The sequence below is a fragment of the Trebonia sp. genome (assembly GCF_030042015.1).
GTDB lineage: Bacteria > Actinomycetota > Actinomycetes > Streptosporangiales > Streptosporangiaceae > Trebonia.
Map to the genome: position 1 here is coordinate 1 of NZ_JASIAL010000068.1, position 21,852 is coordinate 21,852.

The following is a 21,852-nucleotide window of genomic DNA, read 5'->3' on the forward strand; positions in this document are numbered from 1 at the left end:
TCACCGCAAAAGAGCCGCACCCTTCTGGCATTGTGCGAGGGACGCACGATGCAACTCGATGACCCTGATATGTTGCAACTTCAGGAGGAATCTGGGTGCGACATGGATCAATTCAAGCAAGATTTGCTTCAAACTACTGTAGACTGGTAGCATTTTCAGGAGGAGAGATCGAGCTGACTACCGAACGATGTCAATGCGCAATTCTTCCCAGTGGGGATTTCGTTGCTGGCGAAGACAATTCAGGCCGGTTCACCCGTTGGTTGCAACGACAGTTTTCCTCCTAGCAACAGCTCTCATTTTCCGGCATGCGGGAGACAGTGTTGTCGCGACGTCAAGACTGAGCTGCCACTCGACAGTCAGGAGCTCGCCGCTTAGACTCGCCAAATCGCATTCTTCGATGGGGTCAGCCGGCGGGAACGATGGGCAGTGACCGGATCCGCATCCGGCCCCGCGCGATGGTGACGATCGCGCCTGCCTCCAGGTCCTCCGCCACCGCTGGCAGGTTCGCCGCGAGCAGCGCTGCCTGCTGGTCGGATGTGAACAGGTCGGCGGAGCGGAGAAGGACGACCGAGGGCCGCGTCGCCCCGCGGGCGGCGGCTAGCAGCTCGCCGAAGTCGCTGTCGGCGGAGACGATCACCAGGGCGTTGGCGGCGGCGTAGTCGAGGATGGCCCGGTCGGGTGCCGTGAGCAGCCCCACGTCTCCGACGTGGACGGACTCCAGTCCGGCCTTGCTCAGGGCAGCGGCGACCTTCGGCGACAGGTTGGCGTCGATGAGGAGACGCACGTCGGCTACGCCGAGTGGGCTAGCGGCAGCTCGCGCTCCTGCACGGCCGCCGCGGCGTACTCCAGGGCGGCCAGGACATCGGCCCGGTCCAGGTACGGGAAGTCGTCGAGAAGCTCAGGGATCGTCAGCCCGGCCGCGAGCTGGCCCAGGACTGCGCTCACCGTAACCCGGGTGTCGCGGATGCAGGGCAGGCCGCTCATCCGGTTCGGGTCGATGGTAATCCGCTCGTACGCCACGTCTTCAGCGTACGCCCGCCGGGCCCGAGCCGCCCAGCGCACCGCGCCTGCCTCGGTCATCGCCACCTCCCAGATGATCGTCGAGCGCTTGCAGCGGCCGATGATTTGGTCGATTTGCTACTAACATTCACGACCATACTCGACGTGTAATGTGAACGTGTTGAAGGCTGACAAAGTAGTCATCAGCCCGCACGACCTGGAGGCCGTTCCCGAGAGGATGCGCTGATGAGCCCGCAGAGGATCGATTACTACGACTCCCCCGAGGCGCCGAGGGCGAACAGCCTGGTCCCTTCCGTCAACGTGGTCGTCGTCAACGACGCAGACGAGATGCTGCTGATCCGCCGCACCGATAACGGCAACTGGGCCGTCCCCGGCGGCGCGATCGACCTCGGCGAGTCCGTCGCCCAGGCGGCGGTCCGCGAGACGCTCGAGGAGTCCGGCGTCGAGTGCGCGATCACCGGGATGTCGGGATCTACTCCGACCCCAAGCACGTGATCGTCTACACCAGCAACGGCGAGGCACGGCAGGAGTTCTCCATTGTCCTCACCGCCCGGCCAGTGGGCGGGAAACCGACTCCCAGCAGTGAGTCAAGCGAGGTCCGTTGGGTCCAGGAATCTGAACGATGGCGGCCAACGCAGGCCTTCACGGGCGGCCGGCCACTGGGCTCAGCAAACGCTCGCGCCGACCGCCGCCGCGCGGTGAAAGGGCCGGAAATAGTGACTTGACTAGTGACTACGGCATCAGTTTTCGCCGGACTCAGCGCGATCATCTCAGACTGCTGTAGCGCCCCGACCTGCACTAAGAAGACCCAGGCAGACCGCCTCCGACAAAACTTGCGTGCATGGCATGCAGAAGGTCAGGGGTTCGAATCCCCTTAGCTCCACGATTTTTCGTGCACATATTCGAGTAGAAGTGACATTCCATTGTCACTGGCGCATGGGCTGAACTGGGCAAACCCTAGACTCGGTGCCCGTTGGTTGCATGCAGAAGGCCGGGGTTTCGAGTCGTTCACCAGACCGCCACCGTCCACCGCCACCGTCCACCTCCGGTTGAACACTCACTGTCGGCTCAGGATCCTGGCGGGCAGGGTAGTCCCGTGCCGCCAAGGTCACCTCCATCGTGGCCCGCACCGGCTCTGCCTGCGGCGATTTCGGCTGTCATGCTGGCGTGCAACTCGACCATCCGCGTGTTGCGCTCGGCCATCACCGTAACGGCGGTCCGGTCACGGCTGTACCAGGCGTCGACCGCCTGCCGCCACATGCCCGTCGCGAGGTGTGCCATCTTCCGGGCGAGCTCGCGGCTGCCCGCGGACAGGCCGGTGTCGCGGATGCGCCCGGCCCGGGCGGCGACGTCCATGACGAGATCGTGGGAGCGTTCCAGTTCGGGCACGATCCGCAGCACCGTGAGCAGGAACCGCAGGTCAGACACGACCGGTGCCTGCAGCAGGATCTCCCGGCCCGACAGCTGCTCGACCTCCACGTACAGGGCGTCGATCACTTGCTTCCGTTCGGCCAGCGCCGTCACCGCCTCCTGCCCGCCGCCTAGCAGGGCCTGCGTGGCGGCGGGCAGGTCCTGGTCCTCGGCGATCATCGCGAACAGCTTGATCACCTTGGCCTCAAGGTCATCCATCGACTGCGCGAAGTCCGTGCGGTTCCCGGCCACCCCCAGAGCGTAGCTTCCGGCGGGGCGCCGGCCAGAGCGCGCGGCGGTCCCTACGGGACCTGCGCGGTGGAGGCTGCCTGCGCAGCCACGGCCGCCGGCTGTGCGGGGCGGCAGGACTAGTTTCCCCTGATATCTCTTCCAGCGCGACCGCTTGCGTGGCTCGAGGGTCACCAGCCCGGCGGCGTGCAGGATCCGGCGGACGGCCAGGGCCGACGGGGCGTGCAGCCCGGCCTGCCCATCGTCGGCAGGCAAGACCTACACAGATGCGGGCAGCCAGCCCCACGGGTGCGTTCCCCACCCCGGAGAGAACTCCTCGCCCGCCTTCAGCGTGTAGACAGGGACCAGTCCGTATCCGCCCCGGAACACCTGCCCGGTGGTGTCAGTGAACGTGAAGTCGCCCTCAGCAACGTCGATGATGCTCAGGTCGGCGTCCCGCCCGACCGCGATAGCCCCGAGTTCGTCTTGCTGGCTGAGCGCCCTGGCCGCACTAGAGGTGGTTGCCTTGACCACGTCAGCCAGCGTGTAGCCAATCGACATGAACTTGGCCATGCACTCAAGCAGGCTGTGGAAGCTCTGGCCCATTGCGGTCAGGTCGCTGCTGATGGTGTCGGGATACAGGCCCAGGTCGGCTTGCCGCCTGGCGATCTCGATGCCGAAGTTGCCGCGGCCGAGCGCCGAGTCGAGCACGACGCCGTTGGCGCGGGCCTCGGCGACCTCTGGGTACGGCTTGCCGGACGGGTCGAGGACGCGCCCGGAGTTCGGCGTGCACAGGTGGGTCAGGATGTCGCCTGGCTCGAATGTCCGCAGCAGGAATCGGGTCAGCTCGCCACGCCGTGCCGCCGACGCCTCATCCTTTGCGGTGAAGTCGCCGATGTGCACCATCAGAGGTACGTCGAGATCCCTGGCCGCTGCCTTGGCCTTGGTGATGATGTCCTCGCCCTTGTCCGCGAAGGCCGGGCCGACGATGCGGAGCTTGACCCCTGCAATGAGCCCGGGATTGTGCTCGACGGCCTTCTGCAAGGCGTCCCTGTTGATGTCGTCGAGCGTGTTGATGTCCGCCGGACCAGGCATGGTGTGCGCATAGCTGCCAGCGTTCACCATCGTTATGACCCGGGTCTTGGCCTTGGGCAGGATGTGGGCGGGGAAGACGCCGAGGTTGGCGACGCCGACCGACCCGCAGTCCGCGACTGTGGTAACACCGGAGCGCACTCCGATGGCGTCGGCATCGCACATGCCCATGCCCACACCCTCGGTGATCGCACCGTCGGCGACGTGCGTGTGAAGGTCGATTAGTCCTGGCACGACGCGCCGGCTCGCGCCACGGATCTCAAGGACGCGAGCCGCGTCCTGCGCCGGGATGTCGGAGGCGATCCGCGCGATCTTGCCGCCGGTGATCGCGATGTCCAGGACTCCGTCCAGCCCCTGGCCGGGATCCAGGACGTGGCCTCCCTTGATCAGCAGGTCGTAGGTCATGCCGGTCGCCTCCTCACTTTCCCCACAGCTTCTTGCTCGCCAGTTCGCAGCCCTGTGCCATGGCGCGAAGCTTGGCCCAGACGATTTCCTCGTGTCCGACGCGTGATCCGATGCCGCAGTCCGTGCCGGCTTGGACGTTCTCGCGGCCCGCGACGCTGGCATAGTTGACTAGCCGCTCGGCGACCAGGCCTGGGGCCTCGACCAAGTCGGTCGCGTGCGAGATGACGCCGGGCACCAGGATCTTGCCGTCAGGCAGCTTGATGTCGCGCCACACGGTCCACTCGTGGGCGTGCCGGACGTTGCCGGCCTCGACGGAGTATGCCTGGGCGTTGATCTTGACCAGCAGGTCGCCGATGTGCACCAGGTCGATATCGGTCACATGCGGCCGGTGTCCGCTGCCCCAGCAGACGTGGAACCGGATCTGGTCAGCTGGCAGCCCGTTCAGCGCGTGGTTGATGATCTCCACGCAGAACTCCAGGTACTGACGGTACCGGGGCACGTCCCAGTCGGGATAGAACTGCCACGAGGTGGCGAACTCCGGCTCGTCGATCTGCACGATGAACCCCGCGTCGGTGATCACCTTGTACTCCTCCCGGACCACCTCGGCGACCGCGGTCATGTACTCCTCCTCGGTGGAGTAGTACTCGTTGCGCGCCCCCGCGCCCAGGCTCAGCGGGCCCAGCGCCGCCACGAAACCCTCCACCTCGGCGGGCTTGCCTGCCAGCGCCTTGGTGAGCGCCGCAACGTCGGCCTTGATGGCATCGTGCCCGGTGTAGGTGACCGGGCCGGTGGCGACCCGCTCAGTGGTCGGCTCCGGTGGCCGGCCGGGCTTGAAGTAGCCGGGCCGGACCGGGCCACCCGACCCCTGCAGCCATAGCCCCGATTCGTAGAATCCGGGGAACATGCGCCGTTCCCGCCCGCCGACGCCATCACGCTTGCGCGGCTTCGAGGCGTCGACCGGCAGCAACTCCCACCCGGTCACCCGCTGATGGATGTACCCGGAGTACGCTCCCCCGCCTGCGGCCTTCACGTACTCGCCGTCGTTAACGACATCCACACCGCACTCGAGCTGACGATCCACCACGTACCGCACCGCGGCCGGCAGCTCCGCAGCCACCTCCGCCGTCACCACCGGGCCCTGCTGCAGCAGCGTGTCGAACTCCGCCGGCCGCGGCAGGTTCCCGCCGTGCGTCGACCGGATCCGGTCGGTGCTATGCCTCATCTGCGCCCGTTCCTTCCGTGGTTACGAGGTGCGCCGGGTGAACTTCTGGATCTGATGAGCGGCCGCCTCGGCCGGGCCTACGCCGCCCTGCCCAACCCCGAAGGTGTAGGAAACCTCGCAGACGTACAGGTCGCCGCGTGAGTCAACGGCGATGCCGTGCGGGGCGATGAAGTTGCCCGGCGCGGTCCGGCTGACCGTGCTCGCGCCCCACCTGGCCACGATGGAGCCGTCGGACGCGAAGATCGTGACCCGGCCGGGATGATCCTCGCGCATGAACCCGTGCGTGAAGGAGCCCTTGCCTTTGGGCCGCCACAGCTCCGCTACATACGAATAGCCGTCGGCGTCGATGGCGACGTGGCAGGGACGTTGCACATCGGTCCATTCCGTGAGGTAGCGGCCGTCGGGATCGAAGACCTGGATGCGGTCGTTCTCCCGGTCGCAGACGTGCACCCGGTCATCGGGGCCGACCGCGATGCCATGCGGCAGGTGGAACTGGCCGGCGCCGACCCCCACCTCACCCCACGACGTGATCAGCTCCCCGTCAGGGGAGAACACGTGGACCCGGCAGTTGCCGTAGCCGTCCGCGACGTAGATGCGCCCGGCCGAGTTGATCGCCAGGTTGGTGCAGCCGTTGAACGGCTCGCCCGCCCGCTCGACGGTCTCGACGTTGTGGACGACGAACGGGCCGCCCTTCCTGTTGCCGGTGTCCGAGGGCTGGCCGGGCCGGCCAAGCGTCAGCAGCAGCTTCCCGTCCGGAGAAAACTTCCGTACGGTGTGGTCCCCGTTGTCCACGGTCCACACCGAGTCGTCAGGCCCGACGGTCAGCCCGTGCGGGTTGGTAAAGTTCTCCCCGCCCCAGGCGGTGATGAAAGTGCCGTCTGGCTCATACACGAGCAGGTTGGAGTCATATCTCGTCAGCAGGTACACCCGGTCCTGGGAGTCGGTGTCGACCGCCGACACGTCACGGTGAGAGATCCCCGCCGGGAGCTTTTCCCACTGCGCGTCGGCCTCGTACCTGAAGTCAGCGGTCGGCGGCGCCGTCGTGTCTCCTCGCATCGCGGTAGTCCTTCCGTTAGCTGGCCGCGGGCCGGAACCTGGGCAGGGCGCTACCTTCTCCGGTGTCGTGGAACTCGACCTCGACTGGCAGGCCGACGACGAGATCAGCGCCATCGGCCGCGACGATGTTGGTCATGATCCGCGGGCCCTCGTCGAGCTCGACGTAGGCCAGCACGATCGACGCGCAGTCCTGGTACGCGCCCTCAGGGCGGTAGTTGACCGTGTAGCTGTAGACGCGGCCGCGGCCGGACGCCTCGAACCACTCGGTGTGCAGGCTGTAGCATTCCGGGCAGATCGCTCGCGGGTACCAGATCACGCCGCCGCAGTCCAGGCAGCGCTTCAGCAGCAGCCCGCCCTCCGCCGTCGCCGCCCAGAATTCCTTGGTCTCCGGGTTGACCGCCGGCGCGGGCGCGGGAAGCGACCCGGCCTGCGTGCTCACGCGTCCTCCCGGCCGAGGATGAGCGTCGCGGCGGCCGACCGGGTGCCCAGCGACCCGCCGTTGCCGTGCGCGAGCGCGATCTCGCAGTCGGGCACCTGCACCGGGCCGTTGGCCTCGCCGCGCAGCTGCCGGACCGCCTCGATCACCTTCGTCATCCCGCCGCGGTTCACCGGGTGGTTGTTGCACAGGCCGCCGCCGTCGGTGTTGAAGGGGAGGCGGCCGTGCGGCGCCTCCAGGGAGCCGTCGGCCGCGAACGCGCCGCCCTTGCCCTTCTCGCAGAACCCCAGGTCCTCGATCGTCTGGAGCACCGTGATCGTGAACGAGTCGTAGATCGACGCGTAGTCGATGTCGCCGACCGTCACGCCTGCCTCCTCGAACGCCCGCGGTCCGGACCACACCGCGCCAGTGCAGGTCAGGTCGATGCGACCGTTGTCCGCTAGCTTCGGCGACTCGCCGTGGCCGAGCACCTTGACGGTCTGCCGGGGCAGGTCCCTGGCTACCTCCGGTGCCACCACGACGAGCGCCCCGCCGCCGTCGCTGATCACGCAGCAATCCAGCCGGTGCAGCGGATCGCTGATCATTGGCGAATCAAGGACCTCCGCAACGGTCACCGGCGTGCGCAGCATCGCGTTCGGGTTGTGCTGCGCGTGCCGGGACGCCGCCACCTTGATCGCCGCCAGCTGGGCGCTCGTCGTGCCGTATTCGTACATGTGCCGCCGGGCCGCCAGCGCGTACATCGACACCGTGGTCGGCCCGAACGGCTGCTCGAACGCTGCCTCCGGCGCCAGCCCCGACGCGGATGCACGGGGCGTCCGCTGCGACCTGGGCAGCCCGGCGAGCGTGATGAGGGCGACACGGCACTTTCCCGCGGCGATCGCTACGGCCGCGTGGCCGACGTGCGCCACGTAGGAGGAGCCGCCGGTCTCCGTCGAATCCGCGTAGTGCAGCCGCCGCAGCCCGAGATAGTCGGCCATCGAGATCGGCCCGAACCCGGGCGCGTCGCCGGCGCAGAAGTACGCGTCGACGTCGCTGAGCGACAGGCCAGCGTCGGCCAACGCGCCGAGTGCCACCTCCGCGTGCACCTGGGCAATCGACTTGCCGGCAATCCGGCGGTCCGGGTGCTCGTAGGCACCGGCGATGTGGGCCTTGCCACGAATGGTCACGCTCACACCCGGGCCGCGAGGGTCTCCGCGGTGACGTTCTCCTCTTCGGTGAACTGCTTGATGACGAAGTCGAAGGTGCCGTGCTTGACACCGTTCCCGTCGACCGTGCAGGGCACGAGCAGGTCAGGGTTGTAGTACTCGTCGTCGGTGTTGTGCGGCTCGCCCTCGATGAAGAGCTGGGTGGTGATCGGCCTGCTGATCCCTTGCACCTTGACGTGGATATGCTTGGCGTTGCGGGGCTGGTAGCAGCCGGGGATGATCGAAGTGACCTCATAGCGGCCCGCCGTGTCGGTCACCACGTAGCCGGTGTACTGGTAGCCGACTGCGTCGTAGTCACCGAACTTGTTGCTGGACCAGAAGTTCACGACCGCGCCGGGGATGGGCGTGCCCTTCTCAGTCAGGACCCGGCCGGTGATGATGATCTCCGGTTCGTCGCCGGGTTCCAGCAGATTCGACCGGTTCGGGGCACCGAGCCGGAAGAAAGGTCCCTCGACCTCCTGCGGCGTCTGCGGCAGCTCGCCCGGGCCTGGCGGCGGCGTTGCCCGCACGCCCGGCGTCTTGCCTGCCATCACGCCGGCTACGCCCCGGTCCAGGAACTCACTGTCAGTGGCCTGCGCTTGCACCGTCATGGTGATCTCCTTTCCGGGATTATCCGGCTCCTGATGGGGAGTCAAATCGGTTATGCGCTGCCTGGCGTCGTCATGAACCCCAAATACGTTGCGATGCAATTTGTGCGCCGGCAACGAGGGAGCCGAACTTCGCCCACGCCACCTCGGGGTGCGTGCGCCTGAGGGCCGACGACTGAGCGAAACCGCAGTCAGCACCGCCGATGACGCTGCCCGGGCCGACGATCCGGGCGAACCGCTCGAGCCGCTGGGCGACCAGCCGCGGGTGCTCAACCGTTGTCGTGTGATGGGTGATGACGCCGGGGATAAGGATCTTGCCGTCCGGGAGCCTTGTCCGCTCCCACACCTCCCACTCCCACTCGTGCCGCGGATTCGCGGCCTCGATGGAGTACGCGCCGGCGTTTACCCGCAGGATGAGGTCGACGATTTCCGAGAGCGGCGCGTCGGCCACATGCGGGACGTGCCAGCTGCCGAAACAGACGTGATAGCGGATCCGGTCCTCGGGAATCCCTGCGAGCGCGTGGTTGAGCGCGTCAACGCGCAACTGCGCCCAGCGCCGGTAGACGTCCGCGCCCTGCCCGGCGAGGTAGTCGTACATGTTGGCCAGGACGGCGTCGTCGACCTGGAGGATGTACCCCGCCTCGTGGATGGCGAGGTACTCCTGCCGCAGCGCCTCGGCCATGGCGTAGACGTACTCCTCCTCGGTCTTGTAATACTCGTTCACGCCTTGGTACGCCATGCTCGCCGGGGCCACGCTGGTGAAGAAGAACTCGCGTCCCGGGTGAGCGGCCGCGGCCGCCTGCAGGTTGTCCAGGTCGCGGCCGATCAGCTCATGGCCGGTGTACTCGATCGGCCCGACGCACACCTGCGCGGGCGCGCCCGTCAGCGCGGTCGGTAGCTCCGGGTTATCCGTGAAGAAGCCCTTGAACCGCTCCCGGTCCCTGCCGAGCCAGTCCAGCGGCTTGAGCTGATCCGCGCGGATCTCGAAGCCGGTGACCCTGCCGAGCGCGTACGCCGCCCAGCTTGACTTGCCGAACTCGCCGTCGTTCACCACGTCCAGGCCGACGTCCAGTTGCCGGGAGACCACCTCCGCGACCGCTGCCGTGAGCGTGTGCGCGTAGTCGGCGCGCACAGCCGCGCCGGCGTCCCGCGCTGGCTCACTGACCAGCGTGTCCGGGCGGATCAGGCTGCCCGTGTGCGTGGTCAGGAACCTTGTCTCGCTGCGATGCACGGCGTTCCCCTCGCTGCCAGTGACAGATTGGCACTTGTTGTCTGATCGTCATACATTTCCGGCTCTTCGTCGAGAACGCCGGGCCAGCGCGGCGGCGCGCGCTCGTGAACGCGCTCCGGGCTGTGGAGCGAGCGGAACCCAGGCTTACCAGGCCCGCGGCAGGTCCTCGGTGCGCAGCACCCAGGCCCGGGACAGCTCTGTCATCCGTCCGGCCATGCCGACCTCCGCCAGGATGCTCTCCGCGTCCGATCCGGCCCGGCCCGCGGCCCGGCCGAGCACGAGCGGGGACTGCGAGAGCCGGACGGTGAGCCCCGGCATCACGACGGGGCCGAACTCGTCGGACTCCTGAATGAGGCTGAGGCCGAGCTTTCTGGCCCGCTCGCTGGTCATTACCTGCTCAGTGGTCAGCACCTCGTGGGCGCCGACACCCGCCTCCTGCAGGGTCTGGACGGCGGCTGCCGCGGTTTGGGCGGCCAGCGCTTCGTTCAGTGCCTGCTGCACTTTGGCGGGGTCGGACGGGCTGACTTCGGTGGCGGCCGCCAGCCATGGCACGGACTGGAGGTCAGGCCATTGCGATCGCTTCATGCCGAGGAAGATCCAGCCGTCCCGCACCTGGTAGTACCGCTGGAACGGGCCGCTGCCGAGCGCCTCCGGGCCGCGCGGCTCACTATGCTGCCTGCCGTCGTAGTCCAGCATGAAGATCGCCTGGTGGTACGTGGCGGTCTGCGCGAGCGACGCCGTGACCCGCCCGCCGGCGCCGGTGCGCGTGCGGTGGAAGATGCCTAGTGACGCCGCGAATGCCGTCATGACGCCCGAGCCGAAGTCGACCACGTTGTACGGGCCAAGGACTTCGGGAACGTGGTGGTCGCCGCCTGCTCGCTCCATCATCCCGGTGACCGCTTGTCCCTGCACCTCCCAGCCGCGGCGGGCACCCCACAGACCGTTCTCGCCGTAGCAGGTCACCGACACGAAGACCGCGTCGGGGAAGCGGGCCTTGACATGCCGGTAGCCGATCCCGTATCGGTCCGCCGTGCCCTGCGGGTAGTTCTGGATGATCACGTCGCTGCGCGCGGCAAGCTCCCAGAAGACGCCCTGGCCGCGTTCCGCCTCGACGTTGAGCAGGATGCTCCGCTTGCCCCTGTTGACCATGCCGTGCGCGGACACCGAACTATTAGGCCCGTTGATCTTCACCACGTCGGCGCCGTACTCGCCGAGGATCCGCCCGCTGGTGGGGCCGGCGAGAATCTCCGTGAGATCGAGAATCCGCAGTCCTTCGAACGCCCGGGTGATGTCCTCAGCCGGGCTGGCGGCAGCCCGGGTGGCGGCAGCCCGGGTGGCGGCAGCCCGGGTGGCGGCAGCCCGGGTGGCGGCAGCCCGGGTGGCGGCCTCGGCGACTATCGCATCGTGGTCGGCGTCCGGCAGGTGGCGCGGCCGCGGCGTCCAGCCCGATGCAGCCGCCGTGTGCACCGGCAGGCCCGCCATCCATGTCTCGCCGAACAGCGGATCGGTGACGGACACGACATGTCCGGCCGCCCGGGCGTGCGGCGTCCGGATCCACTCATCGCAAGTGCGGATGAAGGCCAGCGGAACCCCCGCATCGCCGGCCAGCTCTCCCCATTCCTGCGCCGTGCGAGCCAGGAACATGCCGCGCAGCCGTTCCTTCAGCTCCTCTTCCAGGTCCTTGCTCTTGGCCAGGCGGATACCGTCGGTCAGGCCGTCCACCGCCCAGGACTCCGCGCCACCGACGTCAAGCAGCCAGCGCAGGAACCGGGCGCTGCCCCCGATGGGATCCAGCCGGACGTACCGGCCGTCAGCGCACTCGTACGTGCCGCTGCCGTTGCCGCGGTGCGGTTTCGGCGGCGCCAGCCCGTCGGCCGCCACGAAGGCGCCCGCCTTGCCGATCAGCTCGAACATCGCGTGGTAGAGCGGTATCTCGATCAGCTGCCCCCGGCCGGTGCGATGCCGGAACGTCAGCGCCGCCACGATGGCGGTGGCGGCCAGGAAGGCGGCGAAGTTCGAGGCCAGCGGTACCGCGCTGTAGGTAGGCCTGGCAGTGTCCCAGCCCGGCGGCTCCTGGCCGACCCGGATGGAGCAGTTCGCGGTGGCGGCGGCCACGACGCCCTCCCAGCCAGGTACTGGCGCGCGCGGATCGTCACGGCCGAAGCCAGGAATCGAGCAGTAGATCAGCTGCGGCGCGGCCGGCGCGAGCCGCGGCCAGCCGAGCCCGAGCCGGTCCATGACCCCAGGCCGGAAGTTCTCGATGACGACGTCGGCGCCCGCCGCGAGCCGCGCGGCGATGGTCGCGTCCGCCGGATCCTTCAGGTCGAGGGTGATCCGGCGCTTGCCCCGGTTCAGGAACGCGTCCGATTCGGCGAGCTCGGCGCCGGGACGGTCCACGTGCACGACCTCGGCGCCCTGATCTGCCAGCATTACGGCTGTCAGCGGCCCGGCGACGAAATGGCCGAAGTCGACCACCTTGATACCAGACAGCACACCCGCGCCGACCGCCGTCTGCGTCATCGTCACTCCTCCTGCGGTGCCGGTTAACGGGCCGGGCCGAAGCTCCGCGGTGCGACGACCGCGATATCGGTCCGGACGTCGATCACCGCTGGGAGCCCGGATGCCCGGGCCTTATCCATGGCTACCGCGAAGTCGGCGGGCTTGTCCACGCGCGCCCCGTGGCAGCCGAACCCCCGCGCGATCTCGGTGAGGGCAGTGTCGTGGAACTGCCAGTTCTTGCGCTGGTCGGCCGAACCTTCATCCCAGAGGTAGGTTTCCTGATTCATCGACGTGTTGTTGTTGACCACCACGATCACATTTATCCCGTACCGCCTGGCGGTCTCCAGCTCGCTGAGGTGATAGAAGAACCCGGCGTCCCCGGTCACGCAGACGACCTCACGATCGGGACACGCGCACTTCACGCCGAGCGAGGCGGGCAGGCCCCAGCCCAGCGAGCCCGCCGCGCGAACGACGGACTGCCGGGCCGACAGCCGGATGTGGCGTGCGGTCCAGAAGGCGGTGTGGCCGGTGTCACCGACCATGACCGCGTCGGCCGCCATCTCATCGCTGACCATGCTGAACAGGCGCTCGGGCCGGATCGGCACGGCGTCCGACGTCTCACTCTCCCGGACGGCGCCCTGATATCCGGCTCTGATGTCAGCGATCTCCGCAGCCCACTCCGCCGGCCCCTGGCGGCTGGCCGCAGCCGCCAGCTGCCCGATGACCGCGCCGACGTCGCCGACCACCGGCACCGCGCACTCGAAGTTCCGGCCGATCTCGGCGCCGTCGATGTCCACCTGGATGATCTGCGCGTCCGCCGGGATGAGGCTCCAGTTCTTGGTGGTCATGCTGCCCAGCGAGGAGCCCATGACAAGGACGACATCAGCGCGCAGCAGGATCGCATTGGCGAAGTCCGCCCCGTACTCGCCGACGACACCGCCGTACAGCGGATGGTCAAAACCAATTGTCGCCAGGCCGTTCAGCGTCATGACGACGGGGATCCGCAGCTGCTCGGCCAGGGCGGCCAGCTCACGCGCCGCGCCCGAGCGGGGCACGCCGTTCCCGGCCAGGATGACCGGCCGCCGGGCGCCGGCGAGCAGTTCCACGGCGGCGGCGACCGACGACGGCGCGGCCATCGGGCGGTCGCTCGGCGACACGCCGTAGCGCGGTTCGGCGCGGGTGATGCCCTCGGCCGGCGAGTCGCCGGAGTTGCCGGTCCGGCCGACCAGGGCGAGATGCACCGGACGCGGCACGCCGGAGCTGGCCGCGCGGAACGCCTGGCGCAGCAGGTCGGGGAAGCGGCTCGGGCCGGGCACGCGCGCGTTCCACTTCGTTACGGCCTCGAAGGCGCCGTGGTCATCGAGGTCCTGGTAGAGGTTGCGGTAGGCGGTCTGCGCGTTGGGCTCGCCGGACAGGGCGACGATCGGCGCCCGGGCCATGTAGGCGTCGCGCAGGCCTGCTGCCAGGTTCGTCGACCCGATCGCCTGCGCACCGCAGAGCCCTACCTTGCGGCTGATGCGGGCATAGCCATCGGCCATGTAGGCGGCCGCTTTCTCGCCGTGCGTCATGACCGGCAGGATGCCGCGCTCGCTCATCCGCTTGCACGTCTCCGGCAGGACGACGGGAACGAAGAAGAAATGACTCACGCCGTACGCACAGAGCATCTCGGCGATCTGCTCGCTTGTCTGCACCGCACCGCCCGCGGATGACTGAAGCCTGACCGATTGTCTGACAATTTTACGCCGTCGCGGTCAGCCGCCGGCAGACTCAGCGCGCAGCGCCACGAGGTCGGCGACAAGGCCCGGATGGGAGAGGAACGGCGAGTGGCTGGACGGCCACTGGCGGACCTTCGCGCCCGCCGCGGCCGCCGCGGCAGCCATCTCGCGCTGGGTATCGGGATGGATCATGCGGTCCTCGGTGCACACCACATAGGTTGTCGGGATCGTCCGCCACGCCGCGACCGCGTCAGTCTCGATGACGGTATAGCCGGTCTTCTGGAATGGCCGCAGCCGTGCAGCCGCCTGCCGGGCGAGCGCCGGCTCCACGTCGTGGTAGAACGCCGCCAGACTGACCTCACGATCGATGATCGTTGTCGTGTCCGTCTCGATGACGACCTTGGGTCGCAGCGTCGCGCGGCCCTTGATGAGCAGGGAGGGCGGCCCAAGGGTCGGCTGACCGGCCTCGGTCAGCAGTGCGGCAATGTAAATAAGGTGCCGGACGTTGGGCGCGCCGGCCGCGCCGAGCGTGGCGACGCTGCCGCCCCAGGAATGGGAGATGACAATCGCGTTCCCCTCGATCGCGGCCAGCGTGGAGCTCAGCACTGCCGCGTCGCGGTCGAGCGTCGTCATCGGGAGGTCCAGCGCGACCGACGGGACGCCCCGGGCGTCCAGCAGCTTGCGCACCAGGTGCCAGCTCCACCCGTCGTGCCATCCACCGTGGACGAACACCGCAGTCGCCGGATTGCTCACGTCACGTCCCGTCCCGCACCTCCCTTCGTGAGGTTCAGATGTCGTAGACCGATCGGGCTGCCTTCTCGAACAGCCACGACCGCTCGTCGGCGCTGAAGTCGGCCGCGATCCGCTTGTAGGTGTTCCACAAGACGACGAAGTCGGTCAGGTGCCTGTCCTCCGGATAGTTGGTCTCGAACATGCTGCGCTCCGGGCCGAAGGTCTCGATGGCGAAGCAGATCTCGGGCTTCCAGTACCCGGCGAGGAACTCCGACGACCGCGGACCGTCCAGCACGGACTGCGCGACGAACGACTTGTAGCCGATGCCGCCGATCTTGAGGAAGACGTTGGGCGCCTTCGCCAGGTCTGCCATGTTGCGCCGCCACTCGGCCAGCATCGCCGGCCGGTCGGCCGCGTACGGCCCGTTGCACGCCGGCCCGCCGAGATGGTTAAGGACGATGCGCAGGTCCGGCTGGGAACGGGCGAGCTTCTTCATGTCGCCGAGCTGGTTGAAGTAGAGCCAGGTCTCGAACACCAGGCCGCGCTTGGCTACTTCCGCCGTGCCGGCCTGGAAGGTCGCGTCCAGCAGGGCGAATTCCGGCGCGCCGCGCAGCGCGTTGTTGGTGTCCGGGTGGCGGTCCCATGCGACGTTGTGCCGGATGCCCTTGAACGAGCGGCCGCCCGCCTCGAGGTGGGCGTCCAGCACCTCGCCTGCCCTGGACCCCAGGTACATGTCCGCGTGACCGACGATGCCGGCGCAGATTCCGTCGCTCCCCTGCTGGGACAGCGCCCACTCGGTCTCGCCCACCGGCCTCAGGTGGCCGGGACCGCCGGTCCGGTAGTTCGCCGCGCAGTCGATGAAGACCGTCTTGATGACGCGGTGGCCCTGGCTGATGTCGCGCTCAAGGTCGCGCCGGTTGTACCGGTCGCCCGGCCACATGTGGTGATGCGCTTCCACGATCGGGATGTCCGGGCCGATCGCGGATTCTGCGTACGTGTGCTGCTGGGTCATGCTCCCCCTCCCTGTTGGCACAGACCAGCCGGCCTCCCTGTTGGCACAGACCAGCCGGCCTTCCCTGTTGGCACAGACCAGCCGGGCTTCCGGCAGCTTCGGTTAGGTAGAGGAGTACAGCCGGACGCGCTCGGCGATCAGATCAGCCACCTGCCGCGGCCGCGACAGGAACGGCGAGTGGCTCGTGTCAAGTTCCACGGCGTCGGTTGCCTTTGCCGCCATGGCACGCTGGTCGTCCGGTTTGATGCCGTGGTCTTGCGCGCAGACGACGTAGGTCGTCGGGTAAAGGCTCCAGGCCGGGGCGACCGAGGTCTCGACCCGGTCCCAGCCGACGCACGCGAACGGCCGGAGCTGAGCTATGCAGTCCGCGGCGACCCGCGGATCGCAGTCGTGGTAGAACGCGTCGAAGGCGAACGCGGGATTGACGACGGCAACCTCCGGCCCGATCTGGACGATGCCCATGGGCGGCAGTTCGCGCATGTCGATAGGTGCGGGGCGACCGGCGTCAATCATGAAGGCAGCCAGGTAGATCAGGTGGCGGACGTTCCGCGCACCCGAGGCGCCCAGCGTGACCGGGCTGCCTCCCCACGAGTGCGCGACAACCACCGCATCGTCATCGAGGCTGTCGAGAGTTCCCCTGACCACCGCGGCGTCGACATCCAGGGTCGACGTCATGGGGAGCTGCGGCGCCACCGATCGGATACCGTCGGATGTCAGTTCGGCCCGAACCAGGTCCCAGCATGACGCGCTGTGCCAGCCGCCGTGCACCAGTACCGCGGTCGTCATGTTGGGCGACGGTTCGATGCCGCCCGCGGGTCGCTGGCGGAGTACACCGTGGCGACGCGGGCATACGACTTCGGCTGCTGCGGCAGCATCGGATACTCCGCGCGGTTGACGACCATGCCGTCGATGTTCGAGAAATCCCACCGCACGGGCGCGAAGAAGTCGATCAGGCCGACTCGCTCGCCAGCCGTGACCGCCTGCGTGGTATGGATGTCCGGGGGCTTGGAGATCACGACGGCCGGTGCGGTAAGAATCTCGTGCTCATCGGGTAGCCACTCGTTGAGGTTCCGCGACCACGCGCGCCGCATGTGGTGAACCATCGTCCCCGGGTGGATGATCGACACCTGCTCGAAGTCGTCGTGCGAGTGCGGGTAGACGCGGATCTTGTAGCCGCCGGGCGGCATCGGCCATGCCTCGACCGGGGCGACGCCGACCGGGTGTTCAGCGTACTCGCGGCTGTTGGGGGCCTGACGCTCGATTCGCCCGGCGGGACGATCACCACAGATCCCGCTGGAACACTGACCGTATGGCTGCCTGCCGACACCTGGCACGGCGTGAAGAGCGCCCACAGGAAGTACTCGTCGGCGTTGTCTGCCCGGTGCAGCACGGACCCAGTGATGACCTCGGAATACGCGGTGATTGTGTTAGCTGCCCGGTGCCACCATGTCGACGCGGACCCCTCGGACTCGTGTGGCGGCGTCCCCTGAAAGCGGGCGTAACTGCCGATTGACATCCGTCGCCGCACCCTCGATGAGCCTCTGCTGCAGTCCTCGCGCATGCTCGAAGGCGTCCTGGTCTATGAACCAGCGCAGGAACACCCCGGTGTCCACCACGCAGGCGTCAGCCACGGTCTCCCTCGTGCAACCGCAGCAGTTCCTCATCGGAGCCAGTCCCGCCATGCATGAGCTCCTGTACTTGCGCCAGGGTGGCCGCAGCCCGCTTCCGGTGCCCCGCAGCCTCATCGCCGCGAATCTACTGAAGGACCGGCACCAGCCGGTCCTCCGGCAATTGGTCCACCAGGAGGTGGAGCTCATCGCGGATCCCGCTCATGCCTCGAGTCTACGACGCGAACCGGGGCACGGACGGCCCTGTCGGCACGCACGGCGAAGTTCTGGTCATCGCCCTCACCATCTCGGTGACGGCAAGCCACGTCTCCTCCCACAGTCCGGCAGCGTGCGTCTGCTCAACCATGGCGACAAGGTTTGCTCGTTCAGAGGTAAACCAGAGCCAAGGGTCGTCCCGGATAATGTTCTCCGCAAGCGGCGAGACAGTATCGGTGTAAGTGTCGCCGGGATGTAGCAAGGCAGACGCAAGCTGAGCCGAATCGGCGTACTGCCGGGCGAGTCGGCAGAGGACTTCCTGGCGTACCTCCGAGCGCTCACTGTCGTTAATGGCCTCGCGAGCGAAGTCTCGGAGCAGGTCATGCAGCCGGTAGCGGATGAGCCCAGCAGCGTCAACCCCGATGATTTCGGCGAGCTCAGCGTCAACGAGCTGTTCGAGCAGCTGCTCGGCATGGTCCAAGTCCTCGCTGAGCAGGACGGCGAGGTTCCAGGCAGGGAAATCGCAGTTGATCAGGCCGAGCATCCTGAACGCGCGTTGCTCGGCAGCGTCGCGGCTGCGGTAGCTGAGCGCAAACGAGGCGCGGACCTCGAGATCACCCGCTCGCAACATGTCTAGACGACGCCTCTCATTTCGAAGACGTGCCGCGAACCAGGAGATCTGCCAGGCGGGACGTGACAGCAGCCGGGCACCAGCGATCCGGAGCGCGAGAGGTAGATAACCGCAGTGCCGGGCGATCTCCGCGAGCGCCTCCAGCTCGGCCGATGCCCGCTCCGAGCCGATGATCGCTGTGAGGAGGTCTGCGGCCTGGGTTGAGGACATCACGTCGAGTGGTATCGAATGGGCGCCTGCCAGGGTGGCCATCCGCGTTCTGCTAGTGATCAGGACGGCACAGCCCCGGCTTCCGGGCAGCAGAGGGCGGACCTGTGACTCATCGGCGGCGTTGTCCAGCACCACCAGGACACGCCTGCGTGCGAGCTGCGCGCGATACATGCGTGCCCGCTCGTCGATTCCTTCCGGGATATCGGCGCCATCGACCCCGAGCTCACGCAGGAATCCGGCAAGTACATCAGAAGGATCTGCCGCTCGAGATTCGGCTCCGTGCAGGTTTGCGTAAATTTGGCCATCGGGGAAAGCCCCTCTGGCCATGTGAGCGACATGGATAGCGAGCGTGGTCTTCCCGACGCCGGGCTTGCCAGAGATGCTCGCGATCCGCACGCTGCTGTCGAATCGATGCGCCGTCGCGCTGATGATACGGACGGCCATGTCGACATGCTCGGCGCGCCCGGTGAAATCGTCGGTGTCTGGCGGGAGGTGTAGGATCGCGCCACTACGCTCAGTTGGCCCGGCCGCGAGGGAAGCCGCACCCGGGATGCTCACGCCAGCTGCCGAGGCCGGAGCATAGTCTGCGGCCCAGCCCAGCTGCACTGGATTAGCGTGGAACAGCCGGGATAGCAAATCCTGATAGTCCCAGCTCGGCTGCGATCCCGCTTCCCATTCCATCCACGAACGTGCTACCAGCCCCCGGGGCTTGATCCTTTCCCGGCGGCACATGTCGTGGAACGATTCCACGGCTTCGGCGACCGTCCATCCCTATGCGATGCGGTGTGCTTTGAACGCACTGTGCCCGCACTGGCCGGCGATCTCACGGGCAAGTTCATGGAGAAGTTCGACCCCCAGTTCCTCGCCGGGACCGAGCTGGCCTAGGTACTGGCGGCGGACACGATCCGCGCACGTTGCTTCTGCGTTCGGCGAGGGTCGTCCGGATACGCGATCGCCCATTGTCGGCTCTACCATCCGCGCTGAATGTCGATTGATCGGCCCGCGATGACCAAAGTAACGCGCCCGGGTCGGCTCCGGCTAGACCGCGGATTCCGCAGCCACAGGTGAGCCGGTCTCTCGCGGGCGGGCCTGGCGCTCACTCCACGCGGCTGACCTGCGGCTAAGGCGATGAGGCGATTCCTCGCCTTATGAGCGGCCGACTCTCATCTATCCGCTAGAGCCACCCGGTTCAAGGCTATTGGCGCGCAGGCAAGTGCCCGAATGGCACGACCCAATTCACGATCTCCCGGTGTTCGAGTGGCCATTTCGGGAGTTCATCTACGAGCAGAGGAGGAGTGATCATCGTGAAACGCATCAGAGTTCACATGATCCACACGGCGAGACGGCTTTCGCGCGGGGCCGCGTTTGTCGCGGCCCTGGCCGTCGTCCTTGGGATCATAACACTGTCACCGGTCAGCGCGTCGGCGGCCGCCCAAGCACATCCCGCCAGCACGGTTAGCGCTTCGGCGCCGAGCTTCGGCGCGCACCAAGTGGGCCTTTACCCGGCTTTCACGCTGCCCAAATGCATGCCGGTGATCGATTCCTACGACCGCACCCATGAATGCTGGCTGGAGTCGATCACATTCCCCTTCCGCAAGGACAACGAGCTAATCGGCACCCTCGAAGTCGTCATCTTCCAGTACATCACCCTGGTGGCGAACAGCGCCAAGTGGTCCGAGGAAGACGAAGTGGTCGCCGCCATCCCAGCCGGGGTGACAGCACCGGTCACCGCCACACTGTCCGCCTCGTGCGGTGCTCATTGCACGGCGCACGCTTTCTTCACCGGGGTCTTGAAGGGCGGCCTCAACGGATCGGTCACCTACTCGACCAGCATCGGCAAGAACGCGAAAATCACCACGCCCACCCAGTACACTCTCGCCTACGAATCGCCCCCGTTCATCTCGACAAACATCCCAAAGTGGAACTCGCCCTGGGACTACCGATGCGACAACGGCCTGGCGACAGCCGGGACCGGCTGCGTCGTCCCTGAGTACATCCCAACCCTCGACATCTCCCGTGGCACCTACGGCGCAGCGGCGGCGATGATCGCATGGGCGCAGAAGAACCTGGACGGGCACTGGGGAGTGAAGGGCGAGGGGGACCCGCTGAAGCGGCTGAACAACCCCAAGGTTGGCACTCCCGCTGGCAACCGGAAAGTGATCTGCAAGAGAAAATCGATGCCCTTCGGCCTGTGGAAAGCGGGCTCCGTGACGATGAGCGACAGCTGCGACGAGTTCCCGTTCGCGGGGACTTACCAAAGTGGCGCCATGCCCCCCGATCCGGTAGCCAATGGCGCGGAGTGTGCGCAGGTGAAGGCGGTGAAAACCAGCGACACGGGAGACAACCCGGCCCGGCTCTGGAATAGCATCGAGGTCATCGGTACCTTCAGCGCCCACGACAAGTGTGTCCGGGGCCACATCCCCATCAAGCTGAACGTTGATCTTGGCAGCAAGGGTTACCAAGCCCTTATCAATTCGGCGCGCCTGATCAACGAGGACCCGTTCTGGGTTGCGGTCACCTCGTAGCCGACTGCACATCTCGGGTGCCTGCGAGTTCGCTGGTGAAGCACCGGTACTCGATGGCAAGATCGGGCGGAGGAGGTCGCCTTGACTGAACCCGATGACGGGCCGACCGCACCCGGCTGGGACTGGGTCACGGAGGAGTACGAGTTCGCGGGCCTGATTTTCGCACGCAGGGCCACGCCGGAACGGCTCATCGAAGTGTTCGGGGCGGATCCGGCAGCAGCTCTGCCGCTAACTGCAGAGGTCACCTATCAGACGTTTGGCTATCCATGGATTCGGGTCGGGCAAGCCGGCGAGTGGGCATTCGCGATCAACTACAGTTCCCTTGACTTGGAGGGACCGGCGCTGGAACTTTCGGCCGACACTGAGGTTGCCAGGTTCGAGATGGGCGTGAACGCCGACTACTTCTACTTCTACGCTGACGGCGTCACGGTGACGGCATTTGAGCCGCTGCTGGCGTACGATCGGTGTGGAACCGATCCCGACCGCTTCCTCGCCTCGATGCGCCAGGCTGGTCTGGACGTAGACCCACCGCCAGATGCAGATGATGACGAACTGGAACAGGACCTGCGAAACACCCTTCTCTATATGCTCACCCTCGCCATGGGCATCAAGGTACCCCGCGAGGTTGGCCTCGGGCGGTTGCTGACGTTCCAGCCGGACCAAGCCGAACCGACGGGTTGGGCTGTGCACTGAACCCGCCAAGGTCCGGCAGCTTCGACTTGGAGCCCATCGGGGTCAGTTCCGCAGCGGTGGCGTCGTGAGGCATGTACCTGACCGCGGACGGGCTGTCGGCCGCCGGTGTCATCGACTGAC

Annotated in this window: 19 protein-coding genes and 1 pseudogene; 3 read left to right on the plus strand and 17 right to left on the minus strand. The window is 67.2% G+C overall.

Annotation, left to right across the window (positions count from 1 at the left end):
• Positions 1-403: 403 nt before the first annotated feature.
• Complete coding sequence (locus Q1N79_RS03330) at positions 404-784, minus strand: DUF5615 family PIN-like protein (protein WP_300604167.1); 381 nt, start codon at positions 782-784, stop codon at positions 404-406.
• Positions 785-789: 5 nt separating this feature from the next.
• Positions 790-1,080, minus strand: a complete 291-nt coding sequence (locus tag Q1N79_RS03335) for a DUF433 domain-containing protein (RefSeq protein WP_300604170.1) — start codon at positions 1,078-1,080, stop codon at positions 790-792.
• A gap of 165 nt (positions 1,081-1,245) precedes the next feature.
• Between Q1N79_RS03335 and Q1N79_RS03340 the strand changes: the two are divergent.
• Positions 1,246-1,628, plus strand: a pseudogene (locus tag Q1N79_RS03340) (NUDIX domain-containing protein); the annotation flags it as partial.
• Positions 1,629-2,088: 460 nt separating this feature from the next.
• Here the strand turns inward: Q1N79_RS03340 and Q1N79_RS03345 are convergent.
• The 15 genes from Q1N79_RS03345 to Q1N79_RS03415 all read right to left on the minus strand — a co-directional run bounded on the left by Q1N79_RS03345 (position 2,089) and on the right by Q1N79_RS03415 (position 19,120).
• A complete protein-coding gene (locus Q1N79_RS03345; protein ID WP_300604173.1) occupies positions 2,089-2,682 on the minus strand; it encodes a phosphate uptake regulator PhoU in 594 nt (197 codons plus the stop codon).
• A 255-nt stretch (positions 2,683-2,937) separates the two neighbouring features.
• On the minus strand, positions 2,938-4,155 hold the full coding sequence (locus tag Q1N79_RS03350; protein WP_300604176.1) for an amidohydrolase family protein: 1,218 nt from the start codon (positions 4,153-4,155) through the stop codon (positions 2,938-2,940).
• A 13-nt stretch (positions 4,156-4,168) separates the two neighbouring features.
• Complete coding sequence (locus Q1N79_RS03355) at positions 4,169-5,377, minus strand: epoxyalkane--coenzyme M transferase (protein WP_300604179.1); 1,209 nt, start codon at positions 5,375-5,377, stop codon at positions 4,169-4,171.
• Positions 5,378-5,398: 21 nt separating this feature from the next.
• Positions 5,399-6,433: a peptidyl-alpha-hydroxyglycine alpha-amidating lyase family protein gene (locus Q1N79_RS03360; RefSeq protein ID WP_300604182.1), complete on the minus strand. Its 1,035-nt coding sequence runs from the start codon at positions 6,431-6,433 to the stop codon at positions 5,399-5,401.
• A gap of 16 nt (positions 6,434-6,449) precedes the next feature.
• The gene (locus tag Q1N79_RS03365) at positions 6,450-6,872 is read right to left on the minus strand and encodes a Zn-ribbon domain-containing OB-fold protein (RefSeq protein ID WP_300604185.1); all 423 of its coding nucleotides are present in this window, start codon (positions 6,870-6,872) and stop codon (positions 6,450-6,452) included.
• On the minus strand, positions 6,869-8,035 hold the full coding sequence (locus Q1N79_RS03370) for a thiolase domain-containing protein (protein WP_300604187.1): 1,167 nt from the start codon (positions 8,033-8,035) through the stop codon (positions 6,869-6,871). The genes Q1N79_RS03365 and Q1N79_RS03370 overlap by 4 nt, the downstream gene beginning before the upstream one ends.
• Before the next feature lie 2 nt (positions 8,036-8,037).
• Complete coding sequence (locus tag Q1N79_RS03375) at positions 8,038-8,664, minus strand: dioxygenase (RefSeq protein ID WP_300604189.1); 627 nt, start codon at positions 8,662-8,664, stop codon at positions 8,038-8,040.
• A 70-nt stretch (positions 8,665-8,734) separates the two neighbouring features.
• Positions 8,735-9,892 (minus strand): cobalamin-independent methionine synthase II family protein, encoded by a 1,158-nt coding sequence (locus tag Q1N79_RS03380; RefSeq protein ID WP_300604193.1) that lies wholly within the window; start codon positions 9,890-9,892, stop codon positions 8,735-8,737.
• 144 nt (positions 9,893-10,036) lie between these two features.
• Positions 10,037-12,412 (minus strand): CoA transferase, encoded by a 2,376-nt coding sequence (locus Q1N79_RS03385; protein ID WP_300604195.1) that lies wholly within the window; start codon positions 12,410-12,412, stop codon positions 10,037-10,039.
• A gap of 23 nt (positions 12,413-12,435) precedes the next feature.
• Positions 12,436-14,082: a thiamine pyrophosphate-binding protein gene (locus Q1N79_RS03390; protein WP_300604198.1), complete on the minus strand. Its 1,647-nt coding sequence runs from the start codon at positions 14,080-14,082 to the stop codon at positions 12,436-12,438.
• A 60-nt stretch (positions 14,083-14,142) separates the two neighbouring features.
• Entirely contained in the window at positions 14,143-14,859 is a 717-nt protein-coding gene (locus Q1N79_RS03395) for an alpha/beta hydrolase (protein ID WP_300604201.1), read from the minus strand.
• Between the two features lie 34 nt (positions 14,860-14,893).
• Positions 14,894-15,850, minus strand: a complete 957-nt coding sequence (locus Q1N79_RS03400) for an amidohydrolase (RefSeq protein WP_300604204.1) — start codon at positions 15,848-15,850, stop codon at positions 14,894-14,896.
• Between the two features lie 102 nt (positions 15,851-15,952).
• Entirely contained in the window at positions 15,953-16,636 is a 684-nt protein-coding gene (locus tag Q1N79_RS03405) for an alpha/beta hydrolase (RefSeq protein WP_300604207.1), read from the minus strand.
• Entirely contained in the window at positions 16,633-17,037 is a 405-nt protein-coding gene (locus Q1N79_RS03410; RefSeq protein WP_300604210.1) for a hypothetical protein, read from the minus strand. The genes Q1N79_RS03405 and Q1N79_RS03410 overlap by 4 nt, the downstream gene beginning before the upstream one ends.
• Positions 17,038-17,692: 655 nt before the next feature.
• Complete coding sequence (locus Q1N79_RS03415; protein ID WP_300604212.1) at positions 17,693-19,120, minus strand: NB-ARC domain-containing protein; 1,428 nt, start codon at positions 19,118-19,120, stop codon at positions 17,693-17,695.
• Positions 19,121-19,809: 689 nt separating this feature from the next.
• On the opposite strand from Q1N79_RS03415, the gene Q1N79_RS03420 reads away from it, so the two are divergent.
• Both Q1N79_RS03420 and Q1N79_RS03425 read left to right on the plus strand, forming a co-directional pair.
• Positions 19,810-21,039, plus strand: coding sequence for a hypothetical protein (locus tag Q1N79_RS03420; protein ID WP_300604214.1), 1,230 nt, complete (start codon positions 19,810-19,812; stop codon positions 21,037-21,039).
• A gap of 81 nt (positions 21,040-21,120) precedes the next feature.
• A complete protein-coding gene (locus Q1N79_RS03425; RefSeq protein ID WP_300604216.1) occupies positions 21,121-21,732 on the plus strand; it encodes a DUF6461 domain-containing protein in 612 nt (203 codons plus the stop codon).
• Positions 21,733-21,852: the final 120 nt, after the last annotated feature.